Origin of the sequence: Limnohabitans sp. Rim28 (assembly GCF_000293865.2) — a bacterium.
In the GTDB taxonomy this organism is placed as follows: Bacteria; Pseudomonadota; Gammaproteobacteria; order Burkholderiales; family Burkholderiaceae_C; genus Limnohabitans_A.
The window spans coordinates 471,526-489,277 of record NZ_ALKN02000001.1 but is presented as its reverse complement, the minus strand read 5'-3'; the positions used below and the strand labels follow the sequence as shown (position 1 = coordinate 489,277).

Here is a 17,752-nt window from a genome sequence, read left to right as displayed (position 1 = left end):
GACATTTCTAGGGGTTATCACCTGTAAATCAAGGTGTACAGCAGACTTGATTTTATTTGAGACTGAGCCGCGTTGCAGGGCTCTCACGCAGCGGAAATTCGTCGGTGTTGTCTGCCAAGGCCGGTGATGGTGCTGTTTGCGTGCGCGCAGTTTGTTGTGCTTGCTTGACAGCGTGTTTGCTGCTTCTGCCGCGCACCCGTTGGCGCCACACTTGGAACGAACGCGCTTTCAGGTTTTGCCGCATCAGGGCGATCACTTGCGCTTCGCCCAAACCATAGTTCAGCGCAATCGCTTCAAACGAGGTGCTGTCGTCCCAAGCCATGGCCACGATCTGTGAGGTGTCGGCAGCGTCGAGCCCCTCGGGCAGGGCGTTGGGGGCGGTTTTCATGGCGCAGGGGCGTTCAGAGGGGCTTCAAATGCCACTGGGGCGCCTGAAGGAGCGGTTGCGGTCGCCGGTGACGATTTCAATTTGTCGAATCTGGCCTTGACGGCGGATGCTCAGTGTCAGGGGGCTGCCTGCAGGCCCTAGGGCCGACAAACGGCGGTAAAAGTCGGCCAAGCTGACCAAGCTTTGGCCTTGCAGGGCCAGCAAGGTGTCGCCAACCATGACGCCGCTTTGGGCCGCCGGGCTGTCGGGCGAGACACGCAGCACGCCCAAGCCGCCGCTGGGCAAGGCTTGGCTGCTGATGCCCAGCCACGAGGGCGCAGGGCCTGGACGCTTGCCGGTGCGCAGCAGGTCGGGCAGGGGGTCTTTGAGCAGGTTCACCGGCACATACAGGTTGCCTGGCAGGGGCAGCTGATCGCCGAAGACGTCTTGCACCAGCAAAGAGCCGATGCCGATCAGTTGCCCGCGCTGGTCAAACAGCCCGGCGCCACTCCAATTGTTCACGGCGGGCAAGGTCATCAAGGGGGCTTCCAGCAGGTATTCCCAAGAAGCCGCATAGGGTTGGCGCGAGACCAGCTCCAGCGCCGTCAGCTCCGACTCTCTTTGGCCGAGTGTCCAAAGTTTTCCGGGGGTGGGCAAGGTGTCCGAGTCGCCCAAAGGGACCGCCTCGAGTCGCAGTGGCACCAAGGCCCGAATCAGCCCCAAACCGCTGGCGTTGTCTACCGCGCGCACTTGCCCGGGAATCCTGCGGCCTTGGTGGTCGATCAGGTCCACGCTTTCGGCTTCCAGCAGCAGGTAGCCGATGGTCAATACCGTGTCCGGGGCGATGACCACGCCCGACCCTTGTCGTTGTTGACCCAAGGTGCGTGTCGTGTTGGCTTGTTCGTCACTGCGGGTTTGCACGCCCACGACCGATTGCATGATGCGTTGGACGGCAGATTCATTCAGGGTCTGTTCAGGCTGCGCCCAAGCCAAAGGCCAAGCCAACAAGCCTGCACACAACACCATCAGCAGTGGGTGGTTCATGGTCATTCCCCGTCAAAACGGTCAACAAGAGTCACAGACAGCGGCTGTCGGTGGTGGCACACCGATGTTGGCCACAATGAATTGTGTTCCGAGGCGACTTAACCCCATGCCCGGGGAGCCTACTGCTTATTTGGGCAAATCGCGCGCACCGCTGGCGGGTCGGTACATCTTGAACAGTTGCTCTGGACCGACGCTGAAATAATCGGCCGGACCACCGCCGCGCAGGATGTGCCCCGCGTTGGCCGTGTCATAAACGCCGTCCTTGAGCAAACGCTGTGCGATGTGAACACCCACCACTTCGCCGAACACCATCCAGGTGTCGATGTTTTGGCCTTGCAGGTCTTTCAGTTGCAAGATTTGTGTACACCGGCATTCAAAACTGACCGGGCTTTGCGCCACGCGTGGCACGCCCACGATGCGCGAGGGCTCTGGCGTCAAACCCGCCAGATCGAACTCGCTCACCTCAGGGGGCACGGCTTCGCAGGTTTGGTTCATCACCTCAGCCAATTCGCGGGTGACCAGATTCCAGACAAATTCGCCCGTGGCTTCGATGTTGTTCAGTGAGTCTTTACGCCCGATGCTAGAAAAACCAATCACCGGCGGCACGTAGTTGAAGGCGTTGAAAAAACTGTAGGGCGCCAAGTTCAAAACACCGGCGGTGCTGCGGCTGGATACCCAGCCAATGGGCCGTGGGCCCACGATGGCGTTGAAGGGGTCGTGTTTGAGGCCATGGCCTGCGTGGGGTTCGTAAAAGTGCTGCATGCCTTGACTGTAATCGGCGATGGGCGGCCATGGCAGTCATGCACCGGACAACCCATGCAGACTATGATCGCGTCCTCTTGAGGACTTCCATGACACGACCCCTTCTCGCCGATTCGGCCATCCACCCGGCCATTCGTCAACGCATTGCCGAACACCACTTGGCCGTGATCCAGCAGGTGCAATCCGCCATGACCCAGCACGCCGTGGTGGTGGTCGGTTTGTCGGGTAACCCTTTTGTGGGCAAGGCCCGCAAGGCACTGGCCGCGGCTGACGTGGCGCACGAGTACATTGAATTTGGCAGCTATTTCTCGCAATGGCGCTTGCGCAATGCCCTGAAGATGTGGACCGGTTGGCCCACGTTCCCCATGGTCTTTGTGCGCGGCACTTTGGTCGGTGGGGCCGATGACCTGCGTCGCCTGATCGACAGCGGCGAACTCCAGACCTTGCTCAAAGCCTGAGCGACATGGCCGCGCTGGCAAAACCCGAGTTGTGGCGCACCGAGGTGGGCGATGCGGTGGCTGTGCTCACGGTGCCCGGCGCACTCCAACGCGTGCGCATGTTTGACATCGATGTGAGCCTGTGGGTGCGGGTGCCAGAAGACAACGCCGAGGCTTGGCACGAATTGACGCTGGAGATCGACGGCAAGCAGCGATGGCGGCGCCGCATCGCCAGCAGCTGCCCCGGCCAGACCGATGGACTCGATTACCACTGCCGCTTGGTGCTCGAAGCCGGTCCGGCCCTGCGCATCCGCGCTGTGGCGGGCACCCGGGGTTCGGTGGTACAGCGTTTGCAGATAGAAGCCCGCGAAGACTTTCAGGGTTAGCCAATGACTTGCAGTTCAAGCAGCGGCTTGTTCTGCACCAAGCGCTCAAAGCCCAAGGCTTGCACATCAATCGTCTTGGATTTTCCATGCAGCATCCACTCGGCCAGCGCCAAACCGGCCCCCGCTGCATGCTGCATGCCGTGGCCTGAAAACCCGTTGATGAAATACAGGTTGCGCAAGTCTGGGTGCGGGCCGATCACGGCGTTGTGATCGAAGGTGTTCATCTCGTAATAACCCGCCCAAGCCCGCTCGACGCGCAAAGCCGCCAGCGCCGGGATGCGGTGTGCCAGCGACGCCCATTGTTCATCGCTCCATTCGGCCCAGTTGGGCTCCAGCGGCAGCTTGGGTTCGGTGTGTAAAGGCTCTGCACCGGTGATCAAAAAACGGCCCTCAGGCCGCAGCCACCAGCCGCTTGGGTCGATCAGTAAAGGGCATTGCGGCAGTGGCTCGGGGCAGGACAGCACAAACACGGTGCGCCGCGCCGCTTCCACAGGCAGGTGCACCCCGGCCATGGCCGCGACCTCACCGGCCCAGGGGCCCGCCGCATTGACCACTTGGCCGCAGTGCAAGCGCTCGCCGCTGGCCAGCTGCACTGCGCTCACTTGCGTGTCGGTGTGGTCCAAGCCCACCACCTGATCGTGCACGCGTTGCACGCCTTGCGCCATGGCTTTTTTCAAGAACGCCTGGTGCAGGGCGGGGCCATCGAACCAGCCTTCGCCGCTCAGGCCCAGACTGCCCAGAGCGACATCGTCGACGTTCAGCCAAGGAAAGCGCTGGCGCAGGGCTTCTGGCCCGAGCAGCGCGACATCGGCCCCGGCTTGCTGGTGAATGTGGTGGGCGGTTTGCATGTCGGCCACTTGCTCGGCTTGGGCCAAATACAAATAACCGGGCTCTTGCAAGCCCAGCGCCACGGGGTGGTCGGGCAGGCTCAGGTGCTGATCGGCCTCGCGTAAAAAACCGATGCCGTATTGGCTCAGGTGGATGTTGACCGGGCAGGTGAACTGTTGGCGAATCGAGCTGGCCGACAACGATGAAGAAGCTTTTTCGTAGCGCGTGTCCGACTCGACCAGCGTGACGCGCAGATCGGGCTGCAAGTGCGTCAACCAATAGGCCGTGGCCGCACCCATCACGCCGCTGCCCACGATCACCACATCGGCGCGTCTCATGGTTGGAAGCCTTCGGCCAAAGCCGCACGGTACACCAGCCGTGCCGCCACGGTGTCTTCAACCGCTTGGCCCAGTGACTTGAAAATCATGGTGGTGCCTGCGGGAGGCGGTGCAACGCGGCCGCACAAAATCTCGCCGATCTCAGCGGCCACCTTTGCGCCTGAGAGCATCACATCCCCCGATTCTTTTTCAGCGGCTTCACGTTGATCGGCCACCACCCAGTTGGCCATGGCCGCATCGTCCAGCTCGCGCCAAGTGGGGCGGGGTGCACCCACGGCGGCCACAAAGGCCCCGGGCTTGAGCCAAGCGCCTTGCAGCACCGGCTCGCTGGCATTGGTCACGGTGCACACGATGTCGGCCCCACGCACCGCTTGTTCTGCACTGGCGTAAGCCACACCATCGATGTCGCGTGCGCACAACTGGGCGTTGGCCGCGTTGGGGCTCCACACCCGAATCTCGGACACCTCGCGGACGGCGCGCAACATTTGTGCATGGCTGCGGGCCAGCACGCCGCTGCCCAGCATGGCCACCACCTGCGGGGTGTGTGGCACCAGCGCGTCAACCGCGACAGCAGATGCAGCCGCCGTGCGCATCGCGGTGATGGTGTTGCCTTCCATCACGGCCAGTGTCTGGCCCGTGGCCGGATCCATCAACACGATGGTGCTGAGCAAGGTGGGCAAACCCTTTTGCGCGTTGCCCGGCACCAAGGTGATGAGCTTGGTGCTCAGGGCATCGCCCAGTTGTGCGGGTTTGAGAAACAGCAAGCCTTCGGCCGAGGCATCACCCATGGGCATGACCATGCGCAGTGGTTGCACCACCTGCCCCAGCGTCAAAGCCACCAAGGCTTCGCGCACACCCTGGAGCAAATCCGGAACGCTCAGCAGTTCTTGTACGCGTGTTTCGTCAAAGTAATGGACCATGGGGCATCTCCAAGAGGCGCTTTCAGCGGGTGGTGTGATTTTGCCGTGGCGCAGCCCATGGGTAAGCCGCGTGGTACCGAGTTTCAAATTCTCGGATGTCTTGGGCATGGGTCAGGCTCATGCCCACGGCGTCCAAGCCATGCAAGAGCATCTCTTTGTGCAGAGGGTCGAGTTCAAAACGCAAACGCTGTCCGTCCCCTGAGGTGTACAAGCATTGTGTCGGCAAGTCCAGTTGCATGTGGCAAAGCAGGGGGTCTTGGGCCAGGCGCATCAAACGCGCCACATCGGCTTCGGGCAGGACCAGGGCCAGCACACCGTTGCGCAGGCAGTTGTCGCTGAAAATGCCGCCAAAGCTGGCCCCGATCACGCAGCGAATGCCCAACTGTTGCATGCCCCATACCGCATGTTCGCGGCTGGAGCCGCAGCCAAAATTGGGCCCGGTGATCAAAAATTGGGCCTCCGTCCAAGGTGTTTGGTTCAGCACAAATTCGGCGCGTATTTGGCCCGCTGCGTTGAAACGCATGTCGTGCAAAAAACCCTGGGACAGACCTTTCCGGTCAATGCCCTTGAGAAATTGCTTGGGCATGATTTGGTCGGTGTCGACATGCGGCAAGCTGAGGGCGGCCGCAGGACCAGACAGTGTGGTGAGGGGGCTCAGGGCGCTGGAGGCAGGCAGGTGAGAAGTCATGCGTGGTGCTTCAGTGGCAAGGCAGGGTGCGCAAGTCGCTCAGCACACCGTTCACGGCGGCGGCGGCCACCATCGCGGGGCTCATCAAATGGGTGCGTGCCCCCGCGCCTTGCCGGCCTTCAAAATTGCGGTTGGTGCTGGAGGCACATCGGTCGCCCGGGTTCAGGTGGTCTTCGTTCATGGCCACGCACATCGAGCAGCCCGACTGTCGCCATTCAAAACCGGCTTCTTGAAAGATATGGGCCAGGCCCTCGGCCTCGGCCTGGGCACGCACCTGGGATGAGCCCGGCACCACCATGGCGCGCACGCCGGGTGCCACGCGGCGGCCTTTCACATAGCGAGCGGCATCGCGCAAATCGTCGATGCGGCTGTTGGTGCACGAGCCAATGAAGGCATGGCTGATGGGCAAACCCTGCAGTGCTTGGCCAGGTTTCAAATCCATGTAGGCCAAAGCGCGCTGCATGCCTTGGCGCTTTTGCGCATCGCTTTCATTGGCCGGGTCAGGCACCACTCCGTCAATGGGCACGCCTTGGTCCGGGCTGGTGCCCCAGGTCACGCGCGGCGCGATGAGGCGGGCGTCCAAGCTGACTTCGCGGTCAAACACGGCCGCATCGTCGCTCTTGAGATTTCGCCATTGCGCCACGGCGGCATCCCACAGGGCATCTTGTGGCACACGCGGGCGGCCGTGCAGGTAGTCAAAAAGGGTGTCGTCTGGTGCCACGATGGCCCCACGCGCTGCGGCCTCCACGCTCATGTTGCACAGCGTCAACCGGCCCTCCACACCCATGGCCCGGATTGCTTCACCGGTGTACTCGATGACGTGGCCCGCAGCACCATCGGCGCCGATCTGCGCGATCAGGCTCAGCACCACGTCCTTGGCCGAGATGCCCGACGGCATCGTGCCGTGCACCGTGACGCGCAGGTTTTTCTGGGGTCGGTACACCAAAGTCTGGGTGGCCAGCAGGTGTTCGATCTCGCTGCTGCCAATGCCAAAGCCCAAAGCCCCCATGGCCCCGTGGGTGGTGGTGTGGCTGTCGCCTGCGGCCATGACCATGCCGGGCAAAACCCAGCCTTGTTCGCTGGCCACCACATGCTCGATGCCTTGGCGCGTGTCCAGCATGTCAAACAACTCCATGCCGTGGCGTGCACAGTTGTCGGCCAAGGTGTGCACTTGCCGGGCGCGGTCGGCATCGTGCAAGACCATGGTGCGTGCGTTACGCACAGGCGTTGTGGCGTTGACGTGGTCGACCACAGCCAGGGTGCAGCCGGGCCGCCACACCGGGCGACCTTGCGCATGCAGTGCTGCAAAAGCTTGTGGGCTGGTGTATTCGTTGAGCACCTGCCTGTCGACATAAAGCAGGATTTGCCCAGTGTCACCCAGTGGCCGCACCGTGTGCGCATCGACGATGCGCTGGTACAGGGTGCGTCCTGTCATGCCGGCGATGTCGGTGGCGATTTGTTGACAGAAGCTGGTGTGGGTGCGGGTGTCCCCGCTGCGTAAGCGGCCGTGGCGGCCACCACGTCAGCAACCTCGATGTCTGCGGCCGTCAAGCCGGTCGGCAACACGACCACGCCATCCGCATCGGCCACCAGGTGGTCGCCCACAGTGAAAGTCACGCCACCGAAATGCAAGGGCACATCGCGCTCACCTGCACCCGTGCGGCTGCCTCGCTTGGGCACCGTGCCCAGGGCTTTCACACCGATGGCGATGGCGTTCAGCTCGTTGGCATCGCGCACCACACCGTGGATGACCAAGCCCGCCCAACCGTTGCGTGAGGCGAGCTCGGCCATCACGTCGCCAAACAAGGCGCGCGAGATGGAGCCTCCGCCGTCGATCACCAGCACTTGACCGTGTCCGGGTTGGCTCACGGTGTCGCGCATCAGACCAATGTCTTCAAAGCATCGCAAGGTGCGCATCGGTCCGGTAAAGGCGCGGCGCAAACCGTAACTTTGGAACAGCACGGCACAGGCCTGCACGTCCTCGCGGGCGTCGCACAGGTCGGTGGTTTTCGGGGTGGCTGACATGGCTCAGTCCATGCGCACGTTGGCTTCGCGCACCAACTTGGCCCAAGAGGCGCTGTCCTCGGGGATGAAAGCCGCGAACGATTCGGGTGTGCCGCCGATGATTTCGCCGCCCTGAGAGGCGATTTTTTCGGCCACATCCGGCAGTCGCAAGATGGCGGCAATTTCCGTGTTCAGGCGGCGGGTGATGTCGGCAGGCAGTTTGGCCGGGCCCAACACCGCAAACCATTGCAGCATCTCAGCGTTGGCCACGCCCGCTTCGGCCATGGTGGGCACGTTGGGCATCAGGGGCGAGCGTTTTTCACTGGTGATGGCCAAGACCCGCAGCTTGCCCGCTTGGTAGTGCGGCATCACGTTGGGCGGGCTTTCAAAGTTCAGGTTGACTTGGCCCGACAGCAAATCGACGATGGCTTGCCCGCTGCCTTTGTAGGGGATGTGGTTCATCTGCGTCTGGGTGGCCAACATGAAGCGGGCTGCTGCCAGGTGCTGCGCACTGCCGCTGCCCGATGAGGCAAAACTCAGGCCCATGGGCTTTTGTTTGGCCAAGGCGATGAAGCCTTTGACGTCGTTGGCGGGCACACCGGGGTTCACCGTGAGCAGCAAAGGGGTGGAGGCGACGCGGATGATGGGGGTGAAGTCTTTCACCACGTCATAAGGCAGCTTGGGGTAAAGCGCAGGCGCCACCGAATTGGAGTTGCTGTGGCCCAGCAACAAGGTGTAGCCATCGGGCCGGGCTTTGGCCACGATGTCGGCCCCTACGGTGCCGGCCGCACCGGCTTTGTTGTCCACCACCACGGGCTGACCCAAGCGGTCTTGCAGCTTTTGGCCAATGGTGCGGGCCAGCACGTCGGTGAAACCACCGGGCGCAAAACCCACCACGATGCGGATGGGTTTATCAGGCCAGGTTTGCGCCATGGCGCCGGCGCTGAGTGAGAGGCCAAGCGCCAGCGCCAATGCGGTGCGGCGAGAAAAAGATGCGTGTGTCATGGTGTGGTCCTTGTGGGGTGTCAGTCAATCTGGGCGCCGGACTCTTTCACCACCACGGCCCATTTGGCCAGGTCACGCTTGAGCATGTTGGCAAACTCAGCGGGTTGGGTGATCAACACATCGGCCCCTTGCGCGTTGAAGCGCTCGATCACGTCTTTGTTTTTCAGGATCTCTTGCACATCTTGGTTGATGCGCCGCACCACCGCAGCAGGGGTTTTGGCGGGGGCAAACAGCCCGAACCACGGCGATACATCAAACTCTTTGTAGCCCGATTCAGCGATGCTGGGAATTTGGGGGAAGTTGCCCGAACGCACCGCGCTGGTCACGGCCACCGGGCGCAGTGTGCCGGCCTTGATGGCGCCCGAGACCGAGGGCAGGCTGGTGAAGACCATGTTGATTTGACCGCCCATCAGGTCTTGCATGGCGGGGGCTGCGCCCCGATAGGGGATGTGCTCGAGTTTGGTTTTGGCGGCTGCATTGAACATGACCCCCAGCAAGTGGTTGACCGAACCGTTGCCCGCCGAGCCAAAGGTCAAAGGCGCGCGGGTGCCTTGCTCGACCAAGTCCTTGATGCTTTTGACCGGCGAGTCGGGCCGGACCACCAAGACAAAAGGCAAGGTGGCCAAAGTGGCCACCGGCTCGAAATCTTTCTCAGGGTCAAAGGGCAATTTTTTGTACAAGGCGGCGTTGATGGCGTGCGAGCCCGCATAGCTCATCAACAAGGTGTGGCCGTCTGCAGCGGCCAAGGCCACATGCTCCATGCCCACGTTGCCACCTGCACCCGCACGGTTTTCGACCACCACCGACTGGCCCCACTTTTCGCTGAGTCTTTGCGCCATGATGCGCGCCAGCGCATCGGATGCGCCGCCCGGCGTTTGCGGCACCACGATGCGCACAGGGCGTGACAAGAATTCTTGGGCCAGAACAGCGCCCTGCGTCAGACAAAGACCCAAAGACAGGGCCCAAATTTTTAAACCACGTGTGATCATTTCCGCTCCAATGAAAAAGTACCTCAGAATGACACAAGGCACGGGCCCGGCTTGTCTCAAGGCGGACAAGTTGCAGGGCTGGCCAGCCCAGGTGCTGTGCCACAATGAAAACATGATGATTCGCCGAATTGCAGGTGCCCTGGGCGCCGAGCTGCACGGGGTCGATTTGACCCAAACTTTGAGGGGTGAGCAGCAACGCGAGATTCGCGATGCCTTGTTGCAAAACCAGGTCATTTTTTTCCGCGACCAGGACCTTTCCCCCCAACAATTCATGGCGTTCGCGCAAACGCTGGGGCAACCGATCGAATACCCCTTTGTCAAAGGTTTGGAGGGCTTTCCTTGTGTCATCGAGGTCAAAAAACTCGAACACGAAAAAGTGAACTTTGGGGGCATCTGGCACTCCGACACCACTTATTTGCCGCAACCCCCCATGGGCTCGATGCTCTTGGCCAAAGAGGTTCCACCGTACGGCGGAGACACCTTGTTTGCCAACCAGTATTTGGCCTGGGAGGCCCTTTCTGACACGATGCAAAGGCTGCTCGATGGGTTGGTGGGCATCAGCAGCTCTGCCAAAGCCGACGTCTCCAAAACCCGCGAGGACCGCATCAAATCGGATGGCAAAGACAGTGCCCCCCAAGCGCATTTGGCGCACCACCCGCTGGTGCGCACGCACCCCGAAACCGGCCGCAAGGCGCTGTATGTCAATGTGGCGCACACCGCAGGCATCGTGGGCATGACCGACGCTGAGAGCGCGCCTTTGCTGAACTTTTTGTTTCAGCACCAGGTCAAGCCCGAGTTCACCTGCCGATTCGTCTGGCAGCCCCATTCGCTGGCGGTGTGGGACAACCGCTGCACGCAGCACAACCCCGTCAACGATTACCATGGTTTTCGGCGGGTCATGCACCGCATCACACTGGCGGGTGACACGCCTTGCTGAGCGAAAATAGCGCCTGCTTTTTTCAGGTTCAGGAGTCGGTGTGAAATTCAAAATGTCAGAGAAGTCCCTGTTCGCGGTGTTGTTGCGCTCACCGTGGTGGATCAGCTTTGTGTTGGTGGCGGTGATTGCTTTGGCGGCAGGGGCCTTGTTGCCCAAAGAATATGCCGGCGTGGGCATGCTGGGCGGTTTTCCATTCTTCGTGATTGGCTGCATGGCCATGTGGCGACAGCGCAACTTGCCCAGTGCCGCAGAACTTGAAAAAGGCTTGAGCATGCTCTCGAGCATGGGTTGGCGTGACTTTTCTGCCTTGCTCGAGACCGCGTTCACCCGCCAGGGCTACACCGTCAAGCATCTGAATGGCGCTGCCGACATGCAATTGGAGAAAAAAGGTGTTCTCACGGTGGTCAGCGCCAAACGCTGGAAGGCAGCCGCTTTGGGGGTGGAGTCATTGCGTGAATTGGTGGCCGCCCGAGACGCACTTGAAGCCAGAAACTGTGTGTGCATCACCTTGGGGCAAGTCAGTGCCAAAGCCAACGAATATGCCGAACAGAATCGCATCACGCTCATTTCGGATGCAGACTTGGTCATGCTGACAGCTGAAACCATCAAAATTTTGTGAGGCTTTGGCACCATGACCACTGAAAACCAGGTGCTGGACGCCCAAGCCTTGCGCGAATTGGCTCAGCGGCGCAGCCCCAAAGCTTGCCAATGTTCGCTGGGGGCGTGTGAGGGCTGGGAAAGCGTGAGCGGGGACCGCTGGCCAGAAGGCGCTGTGCAAAAGTTGGGCAGTTTGCGCGCGACATTGGACGCCGATGGCGCCCCCTTGCCCGAACCCAGTTTTGCAGAATTTCACCCCACTGGCACGCGCTACGAGTCACCCGAGGCGCCGATTGCACCCCTGTTTTTTCCATACAACCGTTGTGATGTTTTTGCGTGTGGCCAGTGCGACCGGGTGCTGCTCCAGTACACCGAGTTTGGCGGCTATTACGTTGACCACCGCGTTCGTGCGTTGAAGCCCGAACGGGTGGTCGATGCGCCACTGCTGGATGCTTGATGCTGGCTTGATGGCGGTCAGTCTGGCTTGATGCCGTTTTCACGCACAACTTTGGCCCAAGTGTCGATTTGGCCATCGATGAAGGTCTTGGCGCGTTCCACACTGCCCCCTGCAATGCTGATGCCTTGTGCCTCCAGGCGCTTGGAAACCTCAGGGTTGCTCAGTGTCTTGTTCAATTCTTCGTTCATGCGCTTGATGATGTCGGGTGGTGTTTTGGCCGAGGCCAACATGGCCCACCAGGCCGGTGCTTCAAAACCCGGAAAGCCCGCTTCGGCAATGGTGGGCACATCGGGGAATTCCGCGACACGTTTGGACGAGGTCACCGCCAGGGGGCGCAGGCGTTTGCTGTCGATGTGTGGCTTGTTCAAAAACACGGTGCCGATGGTCAGTGGAATGTGACCGGCAATGGCGTCGTTCATCAAAGGACCGCCGCCTTTGAAAGGCACGTGGTTGAATTCCAGGCCACCGTTTTTGGTCATCAAGGTCATGGCCAAATGGCCCAGGCTGCCGTTGCCAATCGAGCCGTAAGCCACGTTCTTTTTGGCCTTAGAGGCTGAAATCACATCGGCAAAGCTTTTGTATTCGCTGGCCGCATGGGTCGTGACCATCATGGCCGATGTACCCACCAGCACCAAGGGGACCAAGTCCCGCTTGCTGTCGTAGGGCATGTTGGGCATCAAACTTTGGTTCACGCCATGGGTGTCAAAAACCACCGCAAAGGTGTAGCCATCAGCGGGTGCGCTGAGCACGCCCGCGGTGCCAATCACGCCCGAAGCGCCGCCCCTGTTCTCGACCACCACACTTTGCCCCAGTTGCTGCGACAAGGGGCCGGACAAAATGCGCGCCACTTGGTCGACCGAGCCGCCTGGCGGGAAAACAGCGACCAATTTGATCGGTTGTTTGGTGGGCCAGGCTTGCGCCCAGGACATCAGCGGCATGCAAGTCACCAAAGCAGCACAAGCTGCACGGGTCATCCAGGATTTCATGGTTTGAGCTCTTAGAGATAACAAAAATACGAGTATGGCCTCATCCAAGCGATCATGGTTCTAGCGCAAACCCTGAACGAACGCCTGGCCAGACACTGCTGAGCGGCTCAGACCGTGGCAATCGGTGTGGCTGGCGAGCCGATCGCTCCAGGCAAGCGCAGGGGCGGGGCGGTGAGCAAAAAACGAGAGCGTTTTTGGCTGCGCAACCACTCGGCCAGCGGGGTCAGGTGCCAGATCTCGCCCAAGTGCACACCCAGCTTGAACAGGCAATGTTCGTGCAAGGGCAGCGCGGCGCAACTGCCCGGACGGGGTGAGGCGGGTAAGCCCTCGACGGCGTAGTTGTCGGCGATCAGCGCCACCAGACCCGAGTCGGTGATCCACTGGAGCAAGCGTTCATCGCGGCCCTCCAGCACCGCGCAGGCGTTTTCGACCTGGTGCGGATCGGGCTGCTTGTTCATCTCCAGCAGCATTTGCGCAAAACCCGTGTGCAGGCACACCATGTCACCCGACTCGACCACGACCCCATCTTTGCGCATGATGTCCATCAGCATGTCGTAGCCCACCCGCACCCTTTGGCGCCCGAAGTGCGCGTGCAGGTCGATCATCACGGCGCGGCCCTGCACGCAGCGTTCGGACATTTTTTCGATGCCCAGCGCTTTGGCCGAGGACGTGGATTCGCGGGCGATTTCGGGAAAACCAAAAATGCCGGCGCCGTCGCCGCCGCTGGGGCCCATCACGTCAGTCCCGGCCCGAAAGCCGTTGTAGTAGACCGCCTCGGGCACGCCGTCGCCATTGGCATCGAACATGGAGCCCACATGCGCCAAGCTGTCCCATTGGGTGCTGTACTGCAAGTGCATGATCACCAGATCGTCACAAATCACGTCGGTGCAGCTGGGGTCATCGCACCAGAGTTGGTAATTCATGTTGGGCTTGCCCTCGCGCAGGGTGGGGCGCAGCACAGGCGGTTGGCGCCTGGGGTTGAGCACATTGCCTCCCGGAAAATCCAGCGGCAGGCTGAGGTTGAAGGTCTGCCCTGTGTGCACCTCGCGCATGCCTTGCAGCACTTTATCGGGCGTCAACAGGTTCATGCGGCCGCATTGGTCGTCCGGGCCGAAGTCGCCCCAATTCGAGCCCGGAGGGCGTTGTTTCCAGCGTGGGGATGAAGACATGAGTGACTCCTGATGTGCTGAAACCCTGGATGGGTCAGTCGGTTAAAGGGAGGGGCGCGGGTCTTTGAAACTCGCGCCACAGCAAATACAAACCGCTGGCCACCACCACCAAAGTGCCCAGCACCACGGCTAAATCAGGCACCTGGCCAAAGACCAGCCACCCCAGCACGCTCATGTAAATGATCTGCTGGTATAAAAACGGCCCCAGCACTGCCGCCGAGGCATAGCGGTGGGCCACCGCCACAAAATAGTGGCCAATGCCGCCACACAAACCGGCCAGAGCCATCACGCACCGTTCCAGCAGGGTGGCTGGGTTTTGCCACTGCCACAAGGCGATCGGCGTCATCACCAAGGTGGCCACCACTGCCGAAGTCAACTGGGTTGTGGCTGGGTTTTCGCTGCTGGCCAGGTAGCGGGTCATCATGTTGAACAGCGCGTACAAGACGGCATTGAGTGCCGACAGCAAAATGGCCGGGTGAAAGCCGCTGCTGCCCGGGCGAATGATGACCAACACGCCGACAAAACCCATCGCAATCGCCAGCCAGCGCTTGGCATCCAGCCGCTCGCCCAGCCACCAGGCCGAGAGCAGCGCAATCAAGATAGGCACTGAAAACTGCATGGCCCCGGTTTCTGCCAATTGCAAATACTGCAAGGCCCAAAAGTTGAGGCCTGTCATGCTCGCCAGCATCAGGCCCCGCAGCAATTGCAGGCGGGGGTGGCGCCAGCGCCACAAATCGCCCTTGAGGGAGGGCGCAAAGACCGCGATGGAGACCAGTGCGTGCGTCAAGAATCGCATCCACACCACCTGCATCACGGGCAGTGTCATCACTGCCCATTTGGCAGACGCGTCCAGCACCGCAAACATCAGCGTGGTCACGGTGACCAGCGCAATGCCGATGCGACGGTTGCGGGCGCTGTCGCTGAACAGTTGGCTCATGGGGCCATGAAGAGGTGGGTCTCGGTGCGAGTGACCCAGCTCATGGTTGGGCTGGGGTTTCCAGGCCACCGGTGTAGAAGCGGTTGAAGGTGGGCGAGATGATCAACTCATTGATGCAGGTGCGAGCCGGCATTTGGGCCAAAAACAAGATGGCTTGGCCCATGTCTTCGGCTTGCACCATGCGCTCGCGCTGCTGGGCCGATGGTGGCACGGGTCTTTTGTCCAGAATCGGCGTGGCCACTTCGCCCGGCAAGAGTGAGGTGGCGCGGATACCGTAGAGGCACTCTTCCATGTTGATGGACTCGGTCAGTGCCAACACCGCGCGTTTGGTGGCGTTGTAAGCGGGGCCTGTGAGTTTGGAGGCATACAAACCAGCCCAGGATGACACGTTGATGATCAAGCCACCTTGCTGCTGCCGCATGGTGGGCAAGACCGCGTGCACGCAATAGAAAAGCCCCGACAGGTTGATGGCCACCACGTCGTCCCATGCTTCGGGGGTGACCACATCGAAGTTGCGCTGTGTGGCGTTGGTGCCCGCACTGGTGATCAGCATGTCGATGCGGCCGTGTCTTGCCACGATGTCTTGGGCGGTGGCTTTCACAGCGTGTTTGTCGGCCACATCCAGCAGCACCGCCTCTGCGCTGCCCAGGTTTTGAAGTTGGGCCAGTGCCATGGCGTTGGTGGCCGCGGTGCGCCCCGAAATCACCACATGAGCCCCCGCCTTGACCAGCTCAATCGCCCCAGCCAGTCCGATGCCGCTGCCGCCGCCAGTGATCCAGGCCACTTGGCCTTTGAGTGAAGTTGTCATCTGCTGTCCTGCAAAAATTGAAGCCTTGGCTCTGGATCAGCCCAGAAAGCCACAGGTCTATTGAAGCAGCACCCGTGCTTGGCACCCTGATGCAGAGGTGACAGCAATGGTGTTGTTTGAAAGGGGTCAGGTCAGGAAGAGGCGTGTTGGGTCACGCCAAAGGGTACGGCCTCATTCAAGCCAAAGCAGGTCACAGGCTGCCAAGAAAAAAGGGCTGTGTTTGCACACAGCCCTTTGATTTCGTTTGTTTTCTGGCTCCTCAACCTGGGCTCGAACCAGGGACCTACGGATTAACAGTCCGGCGCTCTACCGACTGAGCTATTGAGGAACAGCTTTCGATTATAAGGTTGTTTTTGGCCTGTTTTGAGAGGGGTGCGGAGTTTTTTGCAAATTTTCAATCAGGTGTTGCAAGGCTTTGGCAGCTTGTTCGGGCTGGCTGGCGCCGGTGATGGCACGAACCACGGCAATAGAGCCCACACCGCTTTGCATCACGGCGGGCATGCGCGCTTCGTCGATGCCGCCAATCGCCACCAGAGGGTGGTGCTGCATCAGCTGTGCATAGGCGTTCAAGCGTGACAGACCTTGGGGTGCAGTTTGCATGCGCTTGAGCGTGGTCGGAAAAATAGCACCCAGCGCCATGTAACTGGGGCAAGCGGCATCGGCACGCAGCATTTCTGCGTAACCGTGTGTACTCAGGCCCAGTCGCAAACCAGCCAAGCGAATTTGCTCTAAGGGGGCTTCGTCCATGTCCTCTTGGCCCAAATGTACGCCGTAAGCACCTTCCTCGATGGCGATTTGCCAGTGGTCGTTGATGAACAGCAAGCTGTTGGTGCCGCGCACGGCTTGAACCGCGAGCCTCACTTGTTGGCGAATGGCATCAGGGTCTTCGGATTTGAAGCGCAACTGCAGCGTCTGAACCCCGGCTTGGGCCATGCGGCCCACCCACTGTGCATCTGGCAAAACCGCGTACAAGCCCAAACTGCGCGGGCAAGGCGCAAAGGTCTGGTCTCTGGGGCGGGTGCTCAGGCCAAAGTCTTGAGGATCGCTTGGCCAATCGGCGGCAGAAAAATGGCCGTTTCGCTGGGTTTGCCTGCGCCATGCCTGCGCCACACACTGGGCGTCATGTTCTAAAAAGCCGAGTTGTCGGCACCCTTGCAAGACGCCCGCGTGCTCCACATCCCAGCCGGCCTCTTGGTCTTGGGTGCTCAGGTCGTCGCTGCGGGGCTCGCCCGCCAGCATGCCCGCGTGAGTTTGGGCCAAGGTCAGTGCAATGTCGTTGGCGGTGTTCATGTTTGGTGCCAAAAAGGGGTGCCCAGCACCGGTGTGCTGGGTTGGGCATTGTCTTGCGCTTGCATGGCACCCGCCAAAAACGCGGAGCGGCCCGCCGCTACCGCATGGGCAAAGGCCTGCGCCATGCGCACCGGGTCTTGCGCCAAGGCCACGGCCGTGTTGAGCAGCACCCCGTCGTACCCCCACTCCATGACTTGGCAGGCGTGCGAGGGCAAACCCAAGCCCGCGTCCACGATCATGGGCACATTGAGGCGTTCGCGCAGGGTGCGCAGCGCGTGCGGGTTGATGGGGCCTTTGCCGGTGCCGATGGGGGCCGCCCAAGGCATCACGGCTTGGCAGCCCACGTCGACCAAGCGTTGGCACAAGACCAGGTCGTCGGTGGTGTAAGGCAGGACCTTGAAACCGGACTGGATGAGCGCCGCAGCTGCAGCGGGCAAGTTCAGGGTGTCGGGCTGCAGGGTGTAGTCGTCTCCAATCAATTCGAGTTTGATCCAGTCGGTCTCAAAGACTTCGCGGGCCATCTCCGCCGTGGTGATGGCCTCTTGCACGCTGTGGCAACCGGCAGTGTTGGGCAAGACGGGCACCTTGGCTTGGCGCAACAGGTTCCAAAAACTTTGCGAGGCCTCGCCACCACTGCCCGTTTGCCGACGCAAGGAAGCGGTCAACATGGCTGGGGCAGAGCGCTCAATGGCTTCGATCAAAACGCTGGGCGAGGGGTAGCGTGAGGTCCCCAGCATCAGGCGGCTGTCAAAGCGTTCGCCGTAAAGCACGAGGGGGTCTGGGGTCAGCGAAGGGGTGTTCAT

The 17,752-nt window shown here is 61.1% G+C and carries 21 protein-coding genes and 1 tRNA gene; 5 read left to right on the top strand and 17 right to left on the bottom strand.

What is annotated here, in order from left to right:
- Nucleotides 1-52 precede the first annotated feature (52 nt).
- The 3 genes from B472_RS02325 to B472_RS02315 form a co-directional block, all read right to left on the bottom strand.
- Entirely contained in the window at nt 53-388 is a 336-nt protein-coding gene (locus B472_RS02325; RefSeq protein WP_019428224.1) for a TIGR03643 family protein, read from the bottom strand.
- A 24-nt stretch (nt 389-412) separates the two neighbouring features.
- Nucleotides 413-1,411: a S1C family serine protease gene (locus B472_RS02320; RefSeq protein ID WP_192877837.1), complete on the bottom strand. Its 999-nt coding sequence runs from the start codon at nt 1,409-1,411 to the stop codon at nt 413-415.
- A 126-nt stretch (nt 1,412-1,537) separates the two neighbouring features.
- Nucleotides 1,538-2,173 (bottom strand): flavin reductase family protein, encoded by a 636-nt coding sequence (locus B472_RS02315; RefSeq protein ID WP_019428222.1) that lies wholly within the window; start codon nt 2,171-2,173, stop codon nt 1,538-1,540.
- Nucleotides 2,174-2,262: 89 nt separating this feature from the next.
- On the opposite strand from B472_RS02315, the gene B472_RS02310 reads away from it, so the two are divergent.
- Nucleotides 2,263-2,631, top strand: a complete 369-nt coding sequence (locus B472_RS02310; protein ID WP_019428221.1) for a glutaredoxin domain-containing protein — start codon at nt 2,263-2,265, stop codon at nt 2,629-2,631.
- A gap of 5 nt (nt 2,632-2,636) precedes the next feature.
- A complete protein-coding gene (locus B472_RS02305) occupies nt 2,637-2,996 on the top strand; it encodes a hypothetical protein (RefSeq protein WP_019428220.1) in 360 nt (119 codons plus the stop codon).
- On the opposite strand, the gene B472_RS02300 is transcribed toward B472_RS02305, so the two are convergent.
- From B472_RS02300 to B472_RS02270, 7 genes are read right to left on the bottom strand one after another with little or no spacing between them, the layout of a single operon-like run.
- Entirely contained in the window at nt 2,993-4,162 is a 1,170-nt protein-coding gene (locus tag B472_RS02300; RefSeq protein WP_019428219.1) for an FAD-binding oxidoreductase, read from the bottom strand. The two genes, B472_RS02305 and B472_RS02300, sit on opposite strands and share 4 nt — an antisense overlap.
- Nucleotides 4,159-5,082 (bottom strand): ornithine cyclodeaminase family protein, encoded by a 924-nt coding sequence (locus B472_RS02295; protein ID WP_019428218.1) that lies wholly within the window; start codon nt 5,080-5,082, stop codon nt 4,159-4,161. Before B472_RS02295 ends, B472_RS02300 begins: the two co-directional genes overlap by 4 nt.
- A gap of 22 nt (nt 5,083-5,104) precedes the next feature.
- Entirely contained in the window at nt 5,105-5,770 is a 666-nt protein-coding gene (gene leuD / locus B472_RS02290) for a 3-isopropylmalate dehydratase small subunit (protein WP_019428217.1), read from the bottom strand.
- Nucleotides 5,771-5,780: 10 nt separating this feature from the next.
- Complete coding sequence (gene leuC, locus B472_RS02285) at nt 5,781-7,205, bottom strand: 3-isopropylmalate dehydratase large subunit (protein WP_019428216.1); 1,425 nt, start codon at nt 7,203-7,205, stop codon at nt 5,781-5,783.
- Nucleotides 7,202-7,795 carry a ribonuclease E activity regulator RraA gene (gene rraA / locus B472_RS02280; RefSeq protein WP_019428215.1) on the bottom strand — a complete coding sequence of 198 codons (594 nt, stop codon included), beginning with the start codon at nt 7,793-7,795 and terminating at the stop codon, nt 7,202-7,204. Before rraA ends, leuC begins: the two co-directional genes overlap by 4 nt.
- A gap of 3 nt (nt 7,796-7,798) precedes the next feature.
- Nucleotides 7,799-8,779, bottom strand: coding sequence for a tripartite tricarboxylate transporter substrate binding protein (locus tag B472_RS02275; protein WP_019428214.1), 981 nt, complete (start codon nt 8,777-8,779; stop codon nt 7,799-7,801).
- A gap of 20 nt (nt 8,780-8,799) precedes the next feature.
- Entirely contained in the window at nt 8,800-9,768 is a 969-nt protein-coding gene (locus B472_RS02270) for a tripartite tricarboxylate transporter substrate binding protein (protein ID WP_019428213.1), read from the bottom strand.
- A 28-nt stretch (nt 9,769-9,796) separates the two neighbouring features.
- On the opposite strand from B472_RS02270, the gene B472_RS02265 reads away from it, so the two are divergent.
- The 3 genes from B472_RS02265 to B472_RS02255 are packed head-to-tail and all read left to right on the top strand — an operon-like array spanning nt 9,797 to nt 11,759.
- Nucleotides 9,797-10,705 (top strand): TauD/TfdA family dioxygenase, encoded by a 909-nt coding sequence (locus B472_RS02265; protein ID WP_238147358.1) that lies wholly within the window; start codon nt 9,797-9,799, stop codon nt 10,703-10,705.
- Between the two features lie 40 nt (nt 10,706-10,745).
- Nucleotides 10,746-11,324, top strand: a complete 579-nt coding sequence (locus tag B472_RS02260) for a restriction endonuclease (protein ID WP_019428211.1) — start codon at nt 10,746-10,748, stop codon at nt 11,322-11,324.
- 12 nt (nt 11,325-11,336) lie between these two features.
- Nucleotides 11,337-11,759 carry a hypothetical protein gene (locus B472_RS02255; protein ID WP_019428210.1) on the top strand — a complete coding sequence of 141 codons (423 nt, stop codon included), beginning with the start codon at nt 11,337-11,339 and terminating at the stop codon, nt 11,757-11,759.
- A 17-nt stretch (nt 11,760-11,776) separates the two neighbouring features.
- On the opposite strand, the gene B472_RS02250 is transcribed toward B472_RS02255, so the two are convergent.
- From B472_RS02250 to B472_RS02220, 7 genes are all read right to left on the bottom strand, one after another.
- Nucleotides 11,777-12,745: a tripartite tricarboxylate transporter substrate binding protein gene (locus B472_RS02250; protein WP_019428209.1), complete on the bottom strand. Its 969-nt coding sequence runs from the start codon at nt 12,743-12,745 to the stop codon at nt 11,777-11,779.
- Between the two features lie 107 nt (nt 12,746-12,852).
- Nucleotides 12,853-13,914 carry a cyclase family protein gene (locus tag B472_RS02245; protein WP_026039783.1) on the bottom strand — a complete coding sequence of 354 codons (1,062 nt, stop codon included), beginning with the start codon at nt 13,912-13,914 and terminating at the stop codon, nt 12,853-12,855.
- A gap of 34 nt (nt 13,915-13,948) precedes the next feature.
- Nucleotides 13,949-14,851, bottom strand: a complete 903-nt coding sequence (locus B472_RS02240; protein WP_019428207.1) for a DMT family transporter — start codon at nt 14,849-14,851, stop codon at nt 13,949-13,951.
- 40 nt (nt 14,852-14,891) lie between these two features.
- Nucleotides 14,892-15,659, bottom strand: a complete 768-nt coding sequence (locus tag B472_RS02235; RefSeq protein ID WP_019428206.1) for an SDR family oxidoreductase — start codon at nt 15,657-15,659, stop codon at nt 14,892-14,894.
- Nucleotides 15,660-15,911: 252 nt separating this feature from the next.
- Nucleotides 15,912-15,987 (bottom strand) — tRNA-Asn (locus B472_RS02230).
- 11 nt (nt 15,988-15,998) lie between these two features.
- A complete protein-coding gene (thiE, locus tag B472_RS02225) occupies nt 15,999-16,949 on the bottom strand; it encodes a thiamine phosphate synthase (RefSeq protein ID WP_019428205.1) in 951 nt (316 codons plus the stop codon).
- A complete protein-coding gene (locus B472_RS02220; protein WP_019428204.1) occupies nt 16,946-17,752 on the bottom strand; it encodes a thiazole synthase in 807 nt (268 codons plus the stop codon). Before B472_RS02220 ends, thiE begins: the two co-directional genes overlap by 4 nt.